Source organism: Bacteroides sp. 11BF (assembly GCF_019633765.1).
In the GTDB taxonomy this organism is placed as follows: Bacteria; Bacteroidota; Bacteroidia; order Bacteroidales; family Bacteroidaceae; genus Bacteroides; species Bacteroides hominis.
The window spans coordinates 97,993-115,445 of the sequence record NZ_JAFKPJ010000006.1; the positions used below are offsets into that span (position 1 = coordinate 97,993).

A 17,453-nucleotide genomic window follows, 5' to 3' on the forward strand; every position below is an offset into this window, starting at 1 on the left:
TTAGAATGTGAACTTAATATTGAAACCTAAGCTGCGGGTAGTCGGCATGCCGAAGACGTCAATACCCTGATTATCGTTACCTGTTGAAAGAACAGCATCCGGGTCGAACGGAGCTTTCTTGGAGATGAAGAACAGGTTGCGTGCTACGAATGACAACTGGACATCTTTGAAAGCACCGCCGGCTTTGGCCAACCAGCTTTGAGGAAGTGAGTAGCCTAATGAAAGTTCGCGGAGGCGGATGTTGGTAGCATCGTACATATAGTATTCCGTACATCCGTCACGTCCGCTGACTGCGGTATAAAACTTTTGCGGTTTCACTTGAGTTCCACCGACATTGACATAACCTGCATCACGGGCTTTTCCACTGTTCAGGCTGACACCTCTTTGGTCAAGTTCGGCCTGAGTCTGTGAAAGTACATCGCCACCGAAACGTCCGTCAATCAGGAAGTAGAGTGAGAAACCTTTGTAAGTGAAAGTATTGCTCCATCCCAACATAAAGTCCGGATTACAGTTTCCTACTTTTTCTGTATTGCCGCCACCGATAACGTTTGGAATCTTGTCACCGTCTGCGTCTGTAGTGAACACCACTTTGCCATTCTTGTCACGCTCGAATGCCTTGCCATAAATATCACCGAATGAACCACCTTCTACCAGGCGCATGGAGTAGGAGGAAGAGAAACTTTCGTCACCATAAACAAATGTTTTCAGATCCGGATGAAGCTTGATAATCTTGTTTTTGTTGGTAGAGAAGTTAAATTGAGTCTTCCAACGGAAAGCGTCATTCATTACCGGAGTAGCTCCTAAAGTGATTTCTATACCTTCGTTCTGAATGTTACCGGCATTTACCATGTAGTATTTATACTCGGCACCTGCCGATGAAGGCAATGTAAATAACTGATTCTTGGTGTTGGTACGATAATAGGTGAAGTCTAAATCCAGTCGATAGTTGAAGAATTTCCATTCGGTACCGATTTCATAGGAAGTACTCATCTCGGGTTTCAGATCATTGAAAGGAGCTTTAGAGTAAGTAACGATGGCACCACCTGCACCGATGATATCATTACTGCCCGGAATCGTGTTGCTGATGAACAACGGGAGATCGTTACCAACTTTGGACCATGAACCTCTGATCTTTCCGAAAGAAATCCATTCGGGGAGTTGCACTGTATTGTTCAGCACCCATGACAGACCTACCGAGGGGTAGAAGAAACTGCTATGTTTGGTATAGGCCAATGTAGACGACCAGTCGTTGCGTGCGGTGACATCCAGATACAGGCTTTCTTTCCAACCTAACTGGGCAGTGCCGAACAGAGACTGTAATACTCTTTTTTGATTGATTTGTTCGTCGATATAAGCAGCCTGTGTCATTTTGATATTGGCTACGGTGAAGACGTTGGGGTAGTACAGTGAAGCTGTTTTGGAGTCCAGTCTCAAAGAATTGACATTCGTACTGTTAATGCTGCCGCCGATCGCGCCATTCAATGAGAAGTCATTCCATTTTTTGTTTATCATAGCCATGACATCACCGTAATACAATGTTTCAGTATGGTTCAAGTCAATATAACGTCCGTTTTGTCCTGATAGGGCAGGAGCAGTAGAAGCGTACATACGTTGTTGATACTGATCGTGTGTGTAATCGGCAGTACCACGAGCCTGGATATTCAGCCAGTCAGTGATTTTCACGTTGGCGGTCAGTGAAGCGATGGCGCGTGTACGTTTATCGTTGCTGTTGATGCGGTTGGTGATCCAGTAAGGATTCTGTTCCATATCCTGATAAGAAGTATACCAGTTCTGTACATTCATATTACGTGCCGGGTCAAACACTTCGAAGTTGTTTTTATATTCGGATAAGTTTTCACCTCTCGGGAAACCGTAGAGCCCCACCAGCGGATTCATATAATAGCCACCGGAAGTCGGACGATTTTTGATTGTTTGTGTCATCAGGTTGACATTGGCGTCCAGCTTTAGGTAGTCGTTAAAGAAATTGGCTGTTTCGCGGAAATTTAGATTGTGCTTCTGCATTTTGTTTTTCTCGACTATACCTTTGGCAGTGGTATTAGCATAAGAGAAGTAAGTTTGCATCTTTTCACTGCCGTTCATAAAGGATACGGAATTGATGGCTGTTACACCATTCTGGAAGAAATTATCTGCATTGTCATAATCTTTTAGAGTTGCCTTTTTCCCCCAACCGTTTTTGGCTTCGGGATCCATGGCATAACTGTTTTGGAATTCGGGCAGGCAGATGGCATGGTCTACAGTCAAGTTAGAAGAGAATGTAATTTTCTGGATACCGGCTTTACCCTTCTTGGTAGTAATCAGGATGACACCATTGGCAGCTTGTGAGCCGTAGAGGGCTGCTGCGGAAGCTCCTTTCAGGATACTCATGCTTTCGATATCATCCGGGTTCAGGTTGGAGATACCGTCACCGCCATCACGGTTACCTGCATCGGCAGTACCACCGATGGCTGTGGAAGCCTGTTCGTTGCTGCTATTCAGCATCGGTACACCGTCAATCACATAAAGGGGTTGGTTGTTTCCGCTGATAGAACGGCTGCCACGAATAGACACTTTGGCTGAGCCGCCCAGTCCGGATGAACTCTTGGTGATTTGTACACCTGCTGTTTTACCGGCAAGAGCATTAATCATATTCGGATCTTTGGCGCGGGTCAGTTCGTCGCCACCTACTTGTTGGGTTGAGTAGGTCAAGGAGGCTTCTTTTTTCTTGATACCCATGGCGGTTACGACTACCTGTTCCAGTGCCATGGCTTCTTCCTGCATCTTTATGTTGAGATTTTGTTGTCCGTTTACCTGTATGTTTTGTGGATGATAACCGATATAGGTAATCGTAAGAATAGAGTTGCTGGGTACATTAAGGCTGAAGTTGCCTTCCATATTGGTGATGCAACCGTTTGTAGTACCTTTCTCCAATACATTGGCACCGATGATGGGATCGCCATTCTGGTCAGTAACTACTCCTTTTACGGTTACTCTGTCCTGTTGGGCTGTTGAGGCGTTATCGTTGTTTTTGGTCAGAACAATGTTGTGCCCTTCCATTACATATTTAATGTTGGTACCTTTAAATGCCTCGTCGAGAACTTCGGATACGGCTTTGTTGTCAGCCTGTACGTTTACTGTACGTCTGGTATCTACATTCTTTTTGTTATAGACAAACAGATATTCCGTCTGAGATTCAATCTTTGATAGTAATTCGCTTACTTTCAGACTTGAACGTGGTATGCTTATTTTAGCATTTTGAGAGTATCCATTCTCACTGTAAGCTTGGAATGCTACGAAAAAGAGAAGGAATAATGTGATCTTCATGGTTAACAATATTTGTTTTGAAACAAAATTTTTTGGGCATAAATGCCTTGGCAAAGAAATTTTTCTCATATCTTTGTAACGTGTTAAGTTAATAAATTGATTAAGGTCGATTTTTGACTGTTTCGAATCGGAAAGTATGGGGGTACTTTCCGATTTTCTTTTTTGAGAATAATGGACTTTCTTTTCTACTTTTTCATGCGTATCTGGTTTTTAATGGTTCGTACTAATTTAAGGTCTATATTGAGCTCTTTCCTTATTTCTATTCAATGATGATACTGTCTTTTTCTTCATTGATGTGGTATGTGAACTTATGATCCTTCTGAATGACTTTCAGAATATGCTCTATGCCATCCTGCTCTTTAAACTTACCTGTACAACGGTAGTTCAGTATTTTCAGATTTCTTACGCTTATGTTCACATTATAATATTTTTCCAGTTTGTTGAGCAGGCTGTTAAGCGGCGCATCATCAAAACAGTATAATCCTTCTTTCCATCTCAGATAATCGTACGAAGGTAAAGTAGTCTTCTTGTACTTTCCGTTGTATGATCCGAAGAACTCGTCTTTGGTCAGTCGGGTGATCACTTGATCACTTCCTACCGGATAGATGTCGACAATACCTTCAATCAAGGTCGTTTCAAATTCGTTACTGCCTTTGTAGGCACAAACGTTGAAATGGGTTCCGACCACTTTCACCCGGTTTATTTCCGTGTTGACAAAAAATGGTATCTTTTTGTTTTTGGCTACTTCAAAATAAGCTTCTCCGTCCAGCTCTACGTTTCTTTCTTGGCGTCCGAAGTTGGATGCATAAGTCAAAGTAGACTTTGAGTTCAACCATACTTTTGTTCCATCTGCCAGTGTGATCTGTGCACGTTGTCCTGCAGGAACAGTTATGGTTTGCCGGTAGGCTGATTTTTCATATTGGTAATTCTTAAACAACAACCCACAACTGACAGCTACGATGAGTACGGCAGCAACACGTGCACTCCACTTCAACATCGGGAGAATCCGGTTTTTTTTGTCTCTCCGGTTTATTTGTTTTTCATCCGTGAACAGAGCGATGTCATATAGCATCCGTTCTTTTTGAAATGCTTTCCGGTTTTCGGGAGAGGCATCCACCCAGTCCAGAATTAGTTTTTCTTCTTTTTCGGAGGCAGTTCCTTTAAAATACTTGTATAGTAGTTCCTGTTCCATAAAATGTTTTTAGTTTATATATTGTCGGAGGCCTTATTTCCTCTTTCTGTATATATAACAGGATACTCCCGGACAACCCTAAAGGAAAATGAAGTTTTTTTTAGAAAAGTAGGGAAATAAGATAATCTTTGAGTTCAAGCCGCAATAATTTCAGCGCTTTAGTGATATGGAACTCTACACTCTTGATGGAAATGCCGAGTTGTTCGGCTATCTTTTTATTGGGAGCATTGTGATAGCGGCTTAATATAAAGATGTGACGGCTTTGTTCCGGTAGCTGTTCAAGTGTTTTATATACAATGCGTTGTATTTCGGTGTTGAAGATCGATTCGGGTTCACAAGCTTCCAAAGTAGCAATGCGGAGGTCGAGTTCCCGCTGTTTGTGTGTGTTGATGGCTTCTTCGGCCCGCATACGTACCTGTTCGTGCTCAAGGTAGTTAAGAGATTTATTCTTGATGATAGTGAGCAATAATGCGTGGAGATTAGAATCTTTTTCCCATTTTTCACGGTTTTCCCACAGGCTGATCATTGCTTCCATCAAGATGTCTTCAGCTGCGGCTTTATTTCGGGTATATGAGTAAGCAAACGACAGAAACCTCTCCTGGTTTTCTTGGAAGAACCGACTGAATAGGTCCATGGTATGAAGACTGTTGTTGCTTGACATGAATAGATTTTAAAGGTTCGTTGGATTTTGTTATGACAAAGCAACATAAACTTTTTGGAATATCAAAATAAAAGAATGACTTTTATGCTGATTGCCGGTAAAAAAATAACCTGGCTATAAATAATAGCCAGGTTATCAATCTGTCAGTAAGGACAGGAATTATTTATTTTTTTTCCGGACGGGGTAACAAAACTTTTCTTGAAAGTTTGAACTTACCTGTCTTCGGGTCAATGTCGATCAATTTCACTTCGATCTCGTCACCTTCTTTGATGCCGGCTTCTTCTACAGTTTCAAGGCGTTTCCAGTCAATTTCTGAGATATGGAGTAGACCGTCTTTTCCCGGAAGGAATTCAACGAATGCACCATAAGGCATGATTGAGCGTACCTTACCTTTGTATACTTCACCTATTTCGGGAACGGCAACAATACCTTTGATCAGGCGGATTGCATCATCGATTGATTTCTTGTTGGTTCCGGAAATCTCGATGCGGCCCACGTTGTCGATCTCCTCGATAGTGATTGTAGCACCTGTTTCTTCCTGCATACCTTGAATGATTTTTCCACCCGGGCCGATTACAGCACCGATAAATTCTTTAGGAATAGTCATTGTTTCGATACGGGGAGCATGATCTTTCAGTTCGGTACGTGGTTCGGCAATTGTCTCCTGGATTTTACCAAGAATATGCATACGTCCTTCTTTTGCCTGGTTCAAAGCACGTTCCAGAATTTCATAAGACAGACCGTCTACTTTAATGTCCATCTGGGTAGCTGTAATACCGTCTTTGGTACCTGTTACTTTGAAGTCCATATCACCCAAGTGGTCTTCATCACCGAGGATGTCAGACAATACTGCATATTTTTCTTCGCCAGCGTTCTTAATCAATCCCATAGCGATGCCCGATACCGGTTTCTTAATCTTCACACCGGCATCCATCAGGGCCAGAGTTCCGGCGCATACAGTAGCCATGGATGAAGAACCGTTTGATTCAAGGATATCTGAAACAACACGTACTACATATGGGTAATCTTCCGGAATCATTCTCTTCAGTGCTCTGTGTGCCAGATTACCGTGCCCGATTTCACGACGGCCTACGCCACGTTGAGCTTTTGCTTCACCTGTTGAGAAAGGAGGGAAGTTATAGTGCAATAAGAAGCGTTCTTTTCCGTGAGCCAAAACGTCGTCAATGATTTTTTCATCCAGTTTGGTACCCAAAGTAACTGAAGTCAATGACTGAGTCTCACCACGGGTAAAGATGGCTGATCCGTGAGGCCCGGGTAGGTAGCCGACTTCACACCAGATAGGGCGAATTTCAGTAGTCTTACGTCCATCCAAACGTTTTCCTTCATCAAGGATACAACGACGCATGGCCTCTTTTTCTACGTCATGATAATAACGATCAATCAGTGCACCTTTTTCTTCCAACTCTTCTTCGGAGAACTGAGCTTTGAATTCGTCACGGATAGCGTCGAAAGCATCCTGACGTTCATGTTTGTTTCTGTTTCCGGAAGCTGCGATGGCATACGATTTATCGTAGCAGGCATCGTGAACGGCTTTGCGGAGTTCTTCGTCGTTTTCTTCGTGACAATATTCACGTTTTACGGTTTTACCAACCATTTCAGTCAGTTCCATCTGTGCTTTGCAATGTACTTTGATAGCTTCGTGAGCCACTTTCATTGCTTCCAGCAATTCGGCTTCCGATACTTCGCTCATTTCACCTTCTACCATCATGATGTTTTCATAAGTAGCGGCAACCATGATGTCCATATCAGCTTTTTCAAGCTGGTCGAAAGTCGGGTTGATAACGAACTTACCATCAATACGTGCAACACGTACTTCCGAAATAGGTCCGTTGAAAGGAATATCTGAAACAGCAAGTGCTGCTGAAGCAGCAAGTCCGGCCAATGCGTCGGGCATATCAACACCGTCTGCTGAGAAAAGGATAATGTTTACGTAAACTTCTGCATGGAAATTATCGGGGAATAAAGGACGGAGAGCACGGTCTACTAAGCGGCAGGTAAGAATCTCATAATCAGATGCTCTTCCTTCTCTTTTTGTAAAGCCACCGGGGAAGCGGCCGAATGCTGCAAATTTTTCTTTGTACTCTACCTGAAGCGGCATGAAATCTGTTCCGGGAACTGCATCTTTAGCGGCACAAACAGTAGCTAACAACATGGTGTTACCCATGCGAAGCATCACAGAGCCATCTGCCTGTTTTGCCAGCTTTCCCGTTTCGAGTGTGATGGTTCTGCCATCTCCCAACTCGATCGTCTTAACAATTGGGTTAATCATAAAAATTGTTTTATCTAATATCTTTCTTTCAAAATTCCCGCAAAGATATACATTTATTGCACTAATCTCGTGAAAATGAGATAAAAAGTTAGTGGGAATTTGATTTTTTTCAATTTTGGAGTGAAGAACATGGCAAAATGCTTTGACTAATCTTGAAAAGAAGTATATTTGCAGCTTGAAAAATAACACGCATATTATGAAAAAAGTAACGTTAGTAGCTCTTGTGGCTCTTGCTTTAAGTTCTTGTAATTCTGACCCTAAATTTAATGTGAAAGGAGATGTTTCGGGAGCAGATGGAAAAATGCTTTATCTGGAAGCTTCCGGACTTGAAGGAATTGTGCCTTTGGATTCTGTAAAATTGAAAGGAGACGGTTCATTCAGTTTTAAACAATTACGCCCTGAATCTCCTGAGTTTTATCGTTTACGGGTGGAAGATAAAGTGATTAATTTCTCGGTTGACTCTACAGAAACTGTCAGCATCAAAGCGCCTTATACAGACTTTTCGACTGCTTATACAGTAGAAGGCTCGGACAATTCTGCGAAAATTAAAGAACTGACTCTAAAACAGATCCGTTTACAGAAGAATGTGGATGCGTTGGTAAAAGCTGCGCAAGCCAATCAATTAGGTAACGATGTGTTTGAAGACAGCCTGGCTGTATTGTTGAAGAATTATAAGGATGATGTGAAAATCAATTATATTTTTGCTGCTCCCAATACAGCTTCTGCTTATTTTGCTTTGTTCCAGAAGCTAAACAATTATATGATTTTTGATCCTTTGAACAATAAAGACGATATTAAATGTTTTGGTGCTGTAGCCACAAGTCTGAATAATACTTATCCGCATGCGGTACGTTCGAAGAATCTCTATAATATAGTTATAAAAGGTATGAAGAATACTCGTACCCCCCAGCAAAAGACAATCGAGATACCGGAAGAAAAGATTGCTGAAACAGGTGTGATTGATATTGCTTTGAGAGATATGAAAGGTAATATCCGTAAACTCACTGATTTGAAGGGTAAAGTCGTTCTTCTTGACTTTACGGTCTACCAAAGTGCAGTTTCGGCTCCACATAACCTGATGCTGCGTGACTTGTATAATAAGTATGCGGGTCAGGGGCTGGAAATTTATCAGGTTTCATTGGATGCTGATGAACATTTCTGGAAAACTTCAGCCGATAATTTGCCTTGGGTATGCGTTCGCGATGAAAATGGAATTTACTCAACGAATGCAGCTTTATATGGCGTAAAGAATCTACCGGCTCTATTCCTGATCAATCGTAACAATGAACTGAGAGCCCGTGGAGAGACGATAAAAGACTTGGAAGGAACTATCAAGTCTATGCTTTAAGTTGTTATAAATTAGAAGATTTCGTTTAAATATGTTACATAGCATTACTTTTTGCTTGACACATATCGTTTAAAAGGTTATCTTTGCGAAGAAATAATTGAAAAGAGGGTTCCAGCATGACTCATGTTGGAATTCTTTTTTGTTTTATATGACCGTTAAAAAATAAAAGGAGGAAAACATCATGGCTTATATGTCAGAAGAAGGTTACAAGAAATTGATGGCGGAACTTAAAGAACTGGAAACAGTGGAACGCCCCAAAATCTCTGCGGCAATAGCTGAGGCACGCGATAAAGGAGACTTATCGGAGAATGCCGAATACGATGCTGCAAAAGAAGCTCAGGGTATGCTTGAGATGAGAATCAACAAACTCAAAGCTGTAATAGCGGATGCTAAGATTATCGATGAATCGAAACTGAAAACAGATTCAGTGCAGATTCTGAATAAAGTAGAACTGAAGAATACCAAGAATGGTATGAAGATGACTTATACCATCGTTTCAGAAAGCGAGGCTAATCTGAAAGAAGGAAAGATTTCTGTTAGCACGCCGATTGCTCAGGGATTACTCGGCAAGAAGGTAGGTGATGTTGCTGAGATCCAGGTTCCACAAGGTAAAATCAGTCTTGAAGTAGTAAACATTTCGTTTTAACAAGAGGGCAGGTCCATGCTGGGGCTTGCCCTATTTTATATATATGGGATTATGGCAACAATATTCAGTAGAATCATAGCAGGTGAAATTCCATGCTATAAGGTAGCCGAAAACGAAAAGTTTTTTGCTTTCCTTGATATCAATCCGTTGGTGAAGGGACATACTTTGGTTGTGCCTAAACAGGAAGTTGATTATATCTTTGATTTGAGTGATGAGGATCTGGCTGCAATGCACGTCTTTGCCAAAAAAATAGCCCGTGCTATTGAGAAAGCCTTTCCTTGTAAAAAAGTGGGTGAAGCAGTGATCGGACTTGAGGTTCCACATGCTCATATTCATTTGATTCCTATTCAGAATGAATCGGATATGCTTTTTTCTAATCCGAAACTGAAGCTGGCAGATGAAGAGTTCGTCGCTATTGCTAAGACTATTAATTCTGCTTACGAAGCAGCCCAATAAAATTCTTCCTTCATAATATAGTAAAGGGACTGAACGCTAAGTTCAGTCCCTTTTTTAGTTTTACGCAGAAATCAAATATAGTCTTCTCCTAATTTCATTTGTGCATCGTTTACATACTTGCGTATGGCATGTTCTTCGTCTTTTTTGCATATCAGCAATACATTGTCTGATTCGGCAACCAGGAATCCCTCTAATCCTTCTATTACAGCAAGCTTGCCTTTTGGCAATACAACGATATTGTTGTTACTGTTATAGATCATAGAATCGCATTTCAGAGTTACATTTCCTTGTTCATCTTTAGGCGATAAGTCGTACAATGATCCCCATGTTCCAAGGTCCGACCATCCGAAATCTCCTAAAGAAACATATACATTGTCGGCTTTTTCCATGATGCCAAAGTCTATTGAAACATTTGGGCATGCCGGGAAGTTTTCTTCGATGAAGGCTTTCTCTTCCGGTGTGCCATATACATCTTTTCCCGGAGCCAGTTTTGATGCCAGTTCTGGAAGAAGAGCTTCTCCTGCTTTGATGATTGTATTGACGTTCCACATGAAAAGTCCGGAATTCCAATAAAATTCTCCACTCTCGACAAAAACTTTAGCAAGCTCCAACTCGGGCTTTTCCGTGAATGTTTTTACTTTGTAGAAATTATCTCCTTCCTGTTCTGCTATCTGAATATATCCGTATCCTGTTTCCGGGCGATTAGGTTTTATCCCTAAGGTGAGGAGCTTGTCGGATTTTGAAACAAAGTCCAGACCTTTCTCTATGGCGGCTAAGAATTCTCCTTCTTTCAGAATCAGATGATCAGAAGGAGCAACTACGATATTAGCGTCCGGATTTAAAGAGCGTATATGGTAAGAGGCCCATGCAATGCAAGGAGCTGTATTTCTCCTTGCCGGCTCTAACAGAATCTGTTTGGAGTCTAATTCCGGAAGTTGTTCTTTTACCAAATCTGCATATATCGCATTTGTTACAATAAGTATGTTCTCCGTAGGAATAATTTTATTGAATCGATCGAAGGTTTGCTGCAGCAACGAACGACCTGTACCAAAGAAATCCAGAAACTGTTTAGGCATTGTCTTGCGGCTAAACGGCCAGAAACGACTGCCGATACCTCCGCCCATAATTACGCAATAATTATCTTTACTTGTCATGATATTGACTGTTTTAAATGTTTCTGCTAAAATACAGTTTATTCTCTGAAAACCGAAGCGTTTATGAGATGTTTTATTCTTTTTTTCTCCTTTTTTTTATAAAACTCTTGCAGGTTCAAAAAAAAGCCGTATCTTTGCACCGCATTTGAAACCAATGCCCAGATGGCGGAATCGGTAGACGCGCTGGTCTCAAACACCAGTGGATTCACTTCCATCCCGGTTCGACCCCGGGTCTGGGTACTGAAGCGGAGAAAGTAGAAATACTCTCTCCGTTTTTCTTTTCTACTCCTCGTAACTCGTTGGTTTGCTGATAGATTAAATCAAGAACTTTATTGTAAGAATTGGTTCGATATGTTTTTCCGTCAAATTCGATTTTTTCGGGAAACATCGAACTTATCAGCTTAATTTTCACCCCTACAGACGCATTTCTTATATAGCTATCTATATTGTTTATCAGATTGATAGAGTAGTTTAGTTTTGGTTCGATATTACCACGGTTAGGGTTCTCACGCATTTCAATCTGTTGTTGCATGGATGAGGCTTCTTTTGTGTATCTCTCCAACATTCTGTTATATTGTTCTTTGGTTAAATCCCCGTCCAGATATTTATCTTCAATGTTGTTAATGCGTTTTTGGATAGTAGAAAGTTCATTTTGTAGTGCTGCTACTTCTTTTTTACTTTCTCCTTTGTGTTCACTTTGCAAATCCTTTAGAATTTCGTTATACAAGTCCAATACCGTTTTATTGGGCTTCAATTGGGCTGTGTATCGAGCGAACTCTTCGTTTACGTTCTCTGCTCTCATTCTTATATGTTTTTGATTGTTACAACAAAAGTAATAGGTGTATTTGCCGCCATTGCCCGAACTTGTAGCACCAGTTAAGGCACAACCACATACGGGGCAGATTAAAAATTTCCGCAAAAATAAGTCAGGATTTATGGCTTTGGATAGTTTAGGTGTTTTCTTTCTTTTGCCGTCTAATATTTCTTGAACTTTATAGAATGTTTCTTCATCTATAATTGCTTCATGTTCACCGTTTACATAATATTCGGGTTCTCCTTTGTATGCTGGCACACGAATTTTACCGATATAAAATTTGTTGCGTAGCATTTCGAAAAAAGAGGTTTCTGGTATATTAAATCCTTGCCTTTGGAATTTTCTACGTATATAACATGGGGCTTCTATACCTTTTGCAACTTCATTAAAGATATTCTGTATAATAGCTGCCTTTTTATCATCTATTTCTATATGGGTAGAATGTTTGTCTGTTCTCACATTTTTATAGCCTCTAGGGGCTTTGTTAGCGCATCTACCTTTAATTAATGTTTCTCGTATTCCGTCTTTAGTGCGCTTGCTTATTTTATTATTTTCGGATTGTGCGCTACCACAGTAAACACCCAATAAAGTTGCCCAGTCTGGACTTTCAAAGTCAATCGGGTTTTCAACAGAAATCAATCTTATTCCCATTTCGTCCATGAATTTTCTTTTATATGCAAATGCAAATTCTGCACTTCTCGAGAATCTATCCCAACGGAGGAAGAGTATTAAATCTATTTCATTTTTATGTTTTCGGCAGTAATTGAAAATACTTTTCATTTCTGGACGACGTAAATCATGGTGTTTTGCGGAGAAGTCTTCATGCTTGCACATAATTACTTCATATTGTTTACTGCTACAATATGCTCTTAGTACTTTCTCTTGGAAATCTAGACTTGTGTTTTCTGACTGTTCGTCCGAACTGACTCTGCAATATAGTATGACATTCATTATTTTATCAATTTATTAGTTCAACATTCTTTTCATTTTCTATTTGTAACTCTGCCATAAGACATAAGTACTTTCTTATCAATTTTATTTCTTCATTATCGTACTTTCTTTTTCCCTTATTGAGTATTTCTTTGCATTTTTCTAATGTAATCATTGAATTATATCACATTATTGTGTTGCACATCGGCAACTTATTCTTACACATTCAATCAATCCACAAGACAAGGAAGTGCCTAGGCATGAATGTGCTTCTTGCCCCATATATCATTATTTGAAGTAAAAGATATTTTTTTTAAGTGAATTGATGTACCAACATTGCAAATATACGACCTATAGATACAATTACCACTTTTGATGCATAAATTATGTTAATTTGGTTAATTTTCGCAAGGTGTTAATACTTGTTCCCGTCAGTTTTGAGGTATTTCGGAGTGAATATCCTCTTTTCAGTAGTCTTAATTCTTCTGCGTATTCTTCTTTCATAGTTTCATCGCTTTTACTATATCCTGCTTTTCGTCCTACTTTGCCACCATTACTGCGAAAGTTCTGGTAACCACTTGCCACACGTTCACGAATTGTTTTGCGTTCCATACGTGCTACCTCTGCGAGTATTGTAATAAGGAACTGACTCATAGGGTTAATTTCACCCTCTGATGTCAGAGTTTCAATGTTATAATTTTGGATAAATACTGAAACCTTATTTTGATTTAATATTTCTATGGCTTGTAGTACTTGTAGGGTATCACGTCCAAGTCTGGATAGTTCGGTTACTAATACTTTATTTATATTATGTGAGTTGATATAGTTTATCATATTCATTAACTCTGTGCGTTCTGTGTTCTTTTTTGCTCCAGATACTTTTTCTGCAAATACAGCCTCAACCGTCCAATTGTTTGCTGAGGCTAATGTCTGCAAATCATTTATTTGACGTTCATAGTCTTGTGTTCCGTTGGTACTTGATACTCGTGCAAAGATTACTACTTTTTTCATGGTGTTACTTGTTTATGATGCAAAGATAGTGATGTATATTTAATATAAATCATTTATAGCGTTAAATAAGGCTAGAAATATGGTAAATATTAAATATTTATCATTCCTTTGTGGAGTAAAATATACACAATATGGATAATAAACAAGAAAGAACAGTTGTTCACGTTGAATACAACGGACAACATTACTATTTTGGCTCACTCTCTGCAATTTATACGAAATTCAGTCCTAAAGACTTGGGTATCGCATTGGGGACATTAAGAAATTATGGATTGAAAGAAGAAAAGCCGTATCAGAACTCTCTATGCACTATAAGAAAAGGTTTTTTGATAACGATGCCTAAAAAGTAAAGTAATTATTCTACATCTAATAGGTCTTTTAGCCTAACTCCTAAAGCAAGACTAATTTTATATGCGTTTTTTATCGTCAGATTGGTGCGTCCAGCTTCAATTCGCGACATATTAGCTTTTTCAAAGTTGCATTTAGCTGCCAAGTCTTGTTGACTTATTCCTTTTTCAAGCCTTATTTCCTTTATTTTGTCTCCTATTTTAATAAAAAGTTGCTGCTCATTCATTTTTCTGTAGTTATCATTTGTGATAACAAAGAAAAGGGCTTATCTTTGCAGACTGGTTATCATATATGATAACTAACAAATTCTTAATTAATAAACTCTTATAAGATGAAAAAGAATGTATTTATTTTGTTTGTAGTTCTTTTAACTACTAGTGTGTTTATGTCTTGTTCCAGTGATGATGACAATGACAATGGAAAAGTTGAAAATACCATTATTATCAATGGTAAAGAGTACCTTAATGATGAGTCTGCATCTGTGTCGTACAACTCTTATAGTCAGTCTATTAGTTTTGAGGCTGGCTTTAGTAATCCAGAAAGTCTTATGGATATAAGTTATTTTACGATTGCAAGTAATGATGCTGCTAGTGTAGATAAGCTAACTAACGGAATGGAACTTAATGCTAAAGTTAAAGAATTTGTGAAAAATACAGATTTAGGCTCTAGCTATACTTATACTACAGTAGGTGGAAAAGTCGTTGTGGATAATGTGACCTCTGAAACTATAACGCTTCGTTATGATGATTTTAAGTTCACAAAAAATGGTAGTGAATATACGATAAAAGGTAGAGTTCTTTATCACAAAAATTAATCACAATAATCTTTTAGATTAAACTGACACAAAAAGAAGTGTATCAATCAGTCTTTTATAAGGTTAAATTGATACACTTTTAATTTTAATACACTAACATTTTCGGCTACGCTTTTAACTCACTTTTCTCACTCTTTTTGAATGAATTAACTTTGGAACAAAGTTATTTCCAGGGGTGGTTGTTATAACCCCCAAAAGCAAGTCATCCCACTCTAACTTTTTGCCTTCATGTTCAAATCTGATGAGACTGTTAATAGTTTGGTCAAATAGCCTCAGCAAGAATTTAACGTCTACTAGGGAGTAGAATGATAGTTTTTGTCTTGTGCGGTTCAAGTATTCTTTCACTTCATCATTGTTCAAATGTACTTCCAAACGATACAATTTATCTGGATTGCCATAAAACTCCTCTATATACTTTTTTGAAGAACTATTGGCTATTTCTGCTTTCTTGTTATATGCAGTTAAAGTACTACCTCTACTCTTGTCTTTCATAGCCTTTTTTTGTTTAACACAGACTGTCAGATACTTGTCTTTATCCATGTTTCCGCTACTGATATATGTAATTTCTGGGCGGTCTTGGCTGCGGTCTATGATTTTTTTTCCATTAAGGATGGTCGTTATTTTCTTGTTACGGATTAATTTTCGTATCATTCGAGCAATGTCGTTAGAAAGGTCTAGACACAAGTCAAGAGTAGTAATGTTGTGTAGTTCCAATCCCAAATTATTCTCAATAAACTCTAGATAATATATTTCGTCACTATATAGTACATGATTATCAATACTAATCCATGCTTTACTAAATCCATTGGGGTGTCGATTATTTTCTTCTTTATCATCATTAATACCCAATCTCAATTCTCCGAACAATTTATCAATGCCTGCATCACTGTAGCGGATTTCATAAACAAACTTGAAATGTTTACCTTCTATCCGTCTTAAGTAAAAGTACATGAAGTCGACTTCTTCTCCTATATCTGATGTTCTAACAATATCAATATTATGTGGGTCTGTAATTTCGTAACAGAGTCTCAACGCATCTATATTTAAACCGTATATTTTATTCATGTTTTTCATTCTTATTTTCATTATTATTAGGTTGGTTGGGCACTGTTGCCCAGTACTTTTTCAGTCCGTTAGAAATAGCTTGGGTGTGGGTAGCTGATTTTGTTCTGCCTCTTAGACTTTGACTAATCTTTTGTTTGGTTGTATCATCCAATTGGCGATACTGTCTTTTGTAGTTGTTATCCATATTTCAAATTATTGTTTATATATAATTAGTTAATTTAGTTAGAAAATAAAGAATAGTAGGCTGATTTCATCGAAAAAATATCTGGACCAGAAAATTTCATTCACAGAACCGTTTGTTCTAATCAATCATACCTACTAAAAAGGAGTATTTTGAGAGCCGAGTTACGGTGTTATCTTCTATTTATTAACTAGATAAGAAGTAAAAACGAACTCACTTTGAATTTAATATATTATTTACTGTACTTGCTTGTTTTCATTAAATATCCTACCTTTGTCGGTGTAAAAAGGAAAATTGAAGTAATGTAAATCCAATATTGAAGCTTGGCTTTTATAACGGTATGAACTCTCGTAGTTCCCAAATCAAATCTAAATCATGTAAGAATTGGTTCGAGAACAGAACGGTCAGGGGTACGAAAAGCGAAGATAAACCCTTGTAAATACAAAGTTTACAAGGGTTTTCTATTTTTCTACTGAAACATTTAATCATTTTCTATGATCATATAAAACAACTTGTGCTGAAGAAATCTCTTACATATGGAATCATAGAGATTCCTTTGCTTAGTTTTCTTGGCGGAAAGCCAAATTTGACTTCATAGTGAGGATTGAAAAGATATAGTTGTTCATTCATAATCTGGTATCCGGCTTGTTTTGCGACATTTCTGAATATTTCAACGCTATATTTTACCTGTTTGATATTTAGTAGTTCTTTTATCGTATCATCTTTTTCACCGCATAGTTTTAGTAGCCATCTGTACAAGAAACGAGGAAGGAGATGTATAAAAGGCAGATGTGAGATAATTTTTCCTTTTGCAATCTGTTGATGTCCTTCGCCACATCCTACTTCCAGTTGTCGTATTTACAACCGATTATTACTCAATATTTTATAGATAATAAGTCAGAAATATGGTTGTTATTTTTAATTGCACATTCTAAAAGGTGAAGATTTAACGCTTTTATTGATTATTAACTCAAAAAGGACATCAACTTGGGTCGTTTCTTCTCTTTTCCTTGCTATTCGTTTCCGATATTCCACTTTTGTTTTGGTCTATCTCATATGTACTGCAAAGGTATTGATTTTTGTTTGATATTGCTCCTTGCTTGCTCCTTGTCGTAGATTAATTTTCACACAGGAATTTTTGTTCTCTTTCTATAGGGGCTTGAAACAATCCATTTATTGGAAACAATTAAAGACGGAGCTGGTTTGCCCCAGTGCTTTTTAA

The 17,453-nt window shown here is 38.6% G+C and carries 15 protein-coding genes and 1 tRNA gene; 6 read left to right on the plus strand and 10 right to left on the minus strand.

Annotated elements, in window-relative coordinates:
* From JZY04_RS08065 to pnp, 4 genes are all read right to left on the minus strand, one after another.
* A complete protein-coding gene (locus JZY04_RS08065) occupies nt 1–3,321 on the minus strand; it encodes a TonB-dependent receptor (RefSeq protein WP_122142234.1) in 3,321 nt (1,106 codons plus the stop codon).
* A gap of 259 nt (nt 3,322–3,580) precedes the next feature.
* Nucleotides 3,581–4,513, minus strand: coding sequence for a FecR family protein (locus JZY04_RS08070; RefSeq protein ID WP_122142233.1), 933 nt, complete (start codon nt 4,511–4,513; stop codon nt 3,581–3,583).
* A gap of 100 nt (nt 4,514–4,613) precedes the next feature.
* A complete protein-coding gene (locus JZY04_RS08075; RefSeq protein ID WP_032530804.1) occupies nt 4,614–5,174 on the minus strand; it encodes an RNA polymerase sigma-70 factor in 561 nt (186 codons plus the stop codon).
* Nucleotides 5,175–5,337: 163 nt separating this feature from the next.
* Nucleotides 5,338–7,464 (minus strand): polyribonucleotide nucleotidyltransferase, encoded by a 2,127-nt coding sequence (pnp, locus tag JZY04_RS08080; RefSeq protein ID WP_005811578.1) that lies wholly within the window; start codon nt 7,462–7,464, stop codon nt 5,338–5,340.
* A 196-nt stretch (nt 7,465–7,660) separates the two neighbouring features.
* Here pnp and JZY04_RS08085 point away from each other — a divergent pair, with 196 nt between their 5' ends.
* The 3 genes from JZY04_RS08085 (at nt 7,661) to JZY04_RS08095 (ending at nt 9,914) form a co-directional block, all read left to right on the plus strand.
* On the plus strand, nt 7,661–8,812 hold the full coding sequence (locus tag JZY04_RS08085) for a thioredoxin-like domain-containing protein (protein ID WP_005782037.1): 1,152 nt from the start codon (nt 7,661–7,663) through the stop codon (nt 8,810–8,812).
* Between the two features lie 181 nt (nt 8,813–8,993).
* Nucleotides 8,994–9,458, plus strand: a complete 465-nt coding sequence (greA, locus tag JZY04_RS08090; protein WP_005782039.1) for a transcription elongation factor GreA — start codon at nt 8,994–8,996, stop codon at nt 9,456–9,458.
* A gap of 51 nt (nt 9,459–9,509) precedes the next feature.
* On the plus strand, nt 9,510–9,914 hold the full coding sequence (locus JZY04_RS08095) for an HIT family protein (protein ID WP_032530810.1): 405 nt from the start codon (nt 9,510–9,512) through the stop codon (nt 9,912–9,914).
* A gap of 71 nt (nt 9,915–9,985) precedes the next feature.
* On the opposite strand, the gene JZY04_RS08100 is transcribed toward JZY04_RS08095, so the two are convergent.
* Nucleotides 9,986–11,068, minus strand: coding sequence for a mannose-1-phosphate guanylyltransferase (locus tag JZY04_RS08100; protein WP_122142232.1), 1,083 nt, complete (start codon nt 11,066–11,068; stop codon nt 9,986–9,988).
* A gap of 156 nt (nt 11,069–11,224) precedes the next feature.
* Between JZY04_RS08100 and JZY04_RS08105 the strand changes: the two genes are divergently transcribed.
* Nucleotides 11,225–11,308 (plus strand) — tRNA-Leu (locus JZY04_RS08105).
* Here JZY04_RS08105 and JZY04_RS08110 read toward each other — a convergent pair.
* Together JZY04_RS08110 and JZY04_RS08115 are read right to left on the minus strand one after the other, a co-directional pair.
* The gene (locus JZY04_RS08110) at nt 11,274–12,833 is read right to left on the minus strand and encodes a recombinase family protein (protein ID WP_220575441.1); all 1,560 of its coding nucleotides are present in this window, start codon (nt 12,831–12,833) and stop codon (nt 11,274–11,276) included. The two genes, JZY04_RS08105 and JZY04_RS08110, sit on opposite strands and share 35 nt — an antisense overlap.
* Nucleotides 12,834–13,196: 363 nt before the next feature.
* On the minus strand, nt 13,197–13,823 hold the full coding sequence (locus JZY04_RS08115; protein WP_172500222.1) for a recombinase family protein: 627 nt from the start codon (nt 13,821–13,823) through the stop codon (nt 13,197–13,199).
* Nucleotides 13,824–13,954: 131 nt separating this feature from the next.
* Here JZY04_RS08115 and JZY04_RS08120 point away from each other — a divergent pair, with 131 nt between their 5' ends.
* Nucleotides 13,955–14,173 carry a hypothetical protein gene (locus JZY04_RS08120; RefSeq protein ID WP_016268865.1) on the plus strand — a complete coding sequence of 73 codons (219 nt, stop codon included), beginning with the start codon at nt 13,955–13,957 and terminating at the stop codon, nt 14,171–14,173.
* Nucleotides 14,174–14,178: 5 nt separating this feature from the next.
* Here JZY04_RS08120 and JZY04_RS08125 read toward each other — a convergent pair whose 3' ends face one another.
* Complete coding sequence (locus JZY04_RS08125; RefSeq protein WP_005791420.1) at nt 14,179–14,397, minus strand: helix-turn-helix domain-containing protein; 219 nt, start codon at nt 14,395–14,397, stop codon at nt 14,179–14,181.
* A 105-nt stretch (nt 14,398–14,502) separates the two neighbouring features.
* Between JZY04_RS08125 and JZY04_RS08130 the strand changes: the two genes are divergently transcribed.
* Entirely contained in the window at nt 14,503–14,985 is a 483-nt protein-coding gene (locus JZY04_RS08130; RefSeq protein WP_057098937.1) for a hypothetical protein, read from the plus strand.
* 114 nt (nt 14,986–15,099) lie between these two features.
* On the opposite strand, the gene JZY04_RS08135 is transcribed toward JZY04_RS08130, so the two are convergent.
* A complete protein-coding gene (locus JZY04_RS08135; RefSeq protein WP_250707045.1) occupies nt 15,100–16,071 on the minus strand; it encodes a hypothetical protein in 972 nt (323 codons plus the stop codon).
* Nucleotides 16,043–16,234: a hypothetical protein gene (locus tag JZY04_RS08140; protein WP_118292197.1), complete on the minus strand. Its 192-nt coding sequence runs from the start codon at nt 16,232–16,234 to the stop codon at nt 16,043–16,045. Before JZY04_RS08140 ends, JZY04_RS08135 begins: the two co-directional genes overlap by 29 nt.
* Between the last annotated feature and the right edge of the window lie 1,219 nt (nt 16,235–17,453).

Excerpts from the sequence above, each read along its gene's own strand:
- JZY04_RS08100 (WP_122142232.1), bottom strand. The coding sequence starts at position 11,068 with ATGACAAGTAAAGATAATTATTGCGTAATTATGGGCGGAGGTATCGGC.
- JZY04_RS08065 (WP_122142234.1), bottom strand. The coding sequence starts at position 3,321 with ATGAAGATCACATTATTCCTTCTCTTTTTCGTAGCATTCCAAGCTTAC.
- JZY04_RS08070 (WP_122142233.1), bottom strand. The coding sequence starts at position 4,513 with ATGGAACAGGAACTACTATACAAGTATTTTAAAGGAACTGCCTCCGAA.
- JZY04_RS08135 (WP_250707045.1), bottom strand. The coding sequence starts at position 16,071 with ATGAAAATAAGAATGAAAAACATGAATAAAATATACGGTTTAAATATA.
- JZY04_RS08075 (WP_032530804.1), bottom strand. The coding sequence starts at position 5,174 with ATGTCAAGCAACAACAGTCTTCATACCATGGACCTATTCAGTCGGTTC.
- JZY04_RS08125 (WP_005791420.1), bottom strand. The coding sequence starts at position 14,397 with ATGAATGAGCAGCAACTTTTTATTAAAATAGGAGACAAAATAAAGGAA.
- JZY04_RS08115 (WP_172500222.1), bottom strand. The coding sequence starts at position 13,823 with ATGAAAAAAGTAGTAATCTTTGCACGAGTATCAAGTACCAACGGAACA.
- JZY04_RS08120 (WP_016268865.1), top strand. The coding sequence starts at position 13,955 with ATGGATAATAAACAAGAAAGAACAGTTGTTCACGTTGAATACAACGGA.
- JZY04_RS08140 (WP_118292197.1), bottom strand. The coding sequence starts at position 16,234 with ATGGATAACAACTACAAAAGACAGTATCGCCAATTGGATGATACAACC.
- greA (WP_005782039.1), top strand. The coding sequence starts at position 8,994 with ATGGCTTATATGTCAGAAGAAGGTTACAAGAAATTGATGGCGGAACTT.
- pnp (WP_005811578.1), bottom strand. The coding sequence starts at position 7,464 with ATGATTAACCCAATTGTTAAGACGATCGAGTTGGGAGATGGCAGAACC.
- JZY04_RS08110 (WP_220575441.1), bottom strand. The coding sequence starts at position 12,833 with ATGAATGTCATACTATATTGCAGAGTCAGTTCGGACGAACAGTCAGAA.
- JZY04_RS08095 (WP_032530810.1), top strand. The coding sequence starts at position 9,510 with ATGGCAACAATATTCAGTAGAATCATAGCAGGTGAAATTCCATGCTAT.
- JZY04_RS08085 (WP_005782037.1), top strand. The coding sequence starts at position 7,661 with ATGAAAAAAGTAACGTTAGTAGCTCTTGTGGCTCTTGCTTTAAGTTCT.
- JZY04_RS08130 (WP_057098937.1), top strand. The coding sequence starts at position 14,503 with ATGAAAAAGAATGTATTTATTTTGTTTGTAGTTCTTTTAACTACTAGT.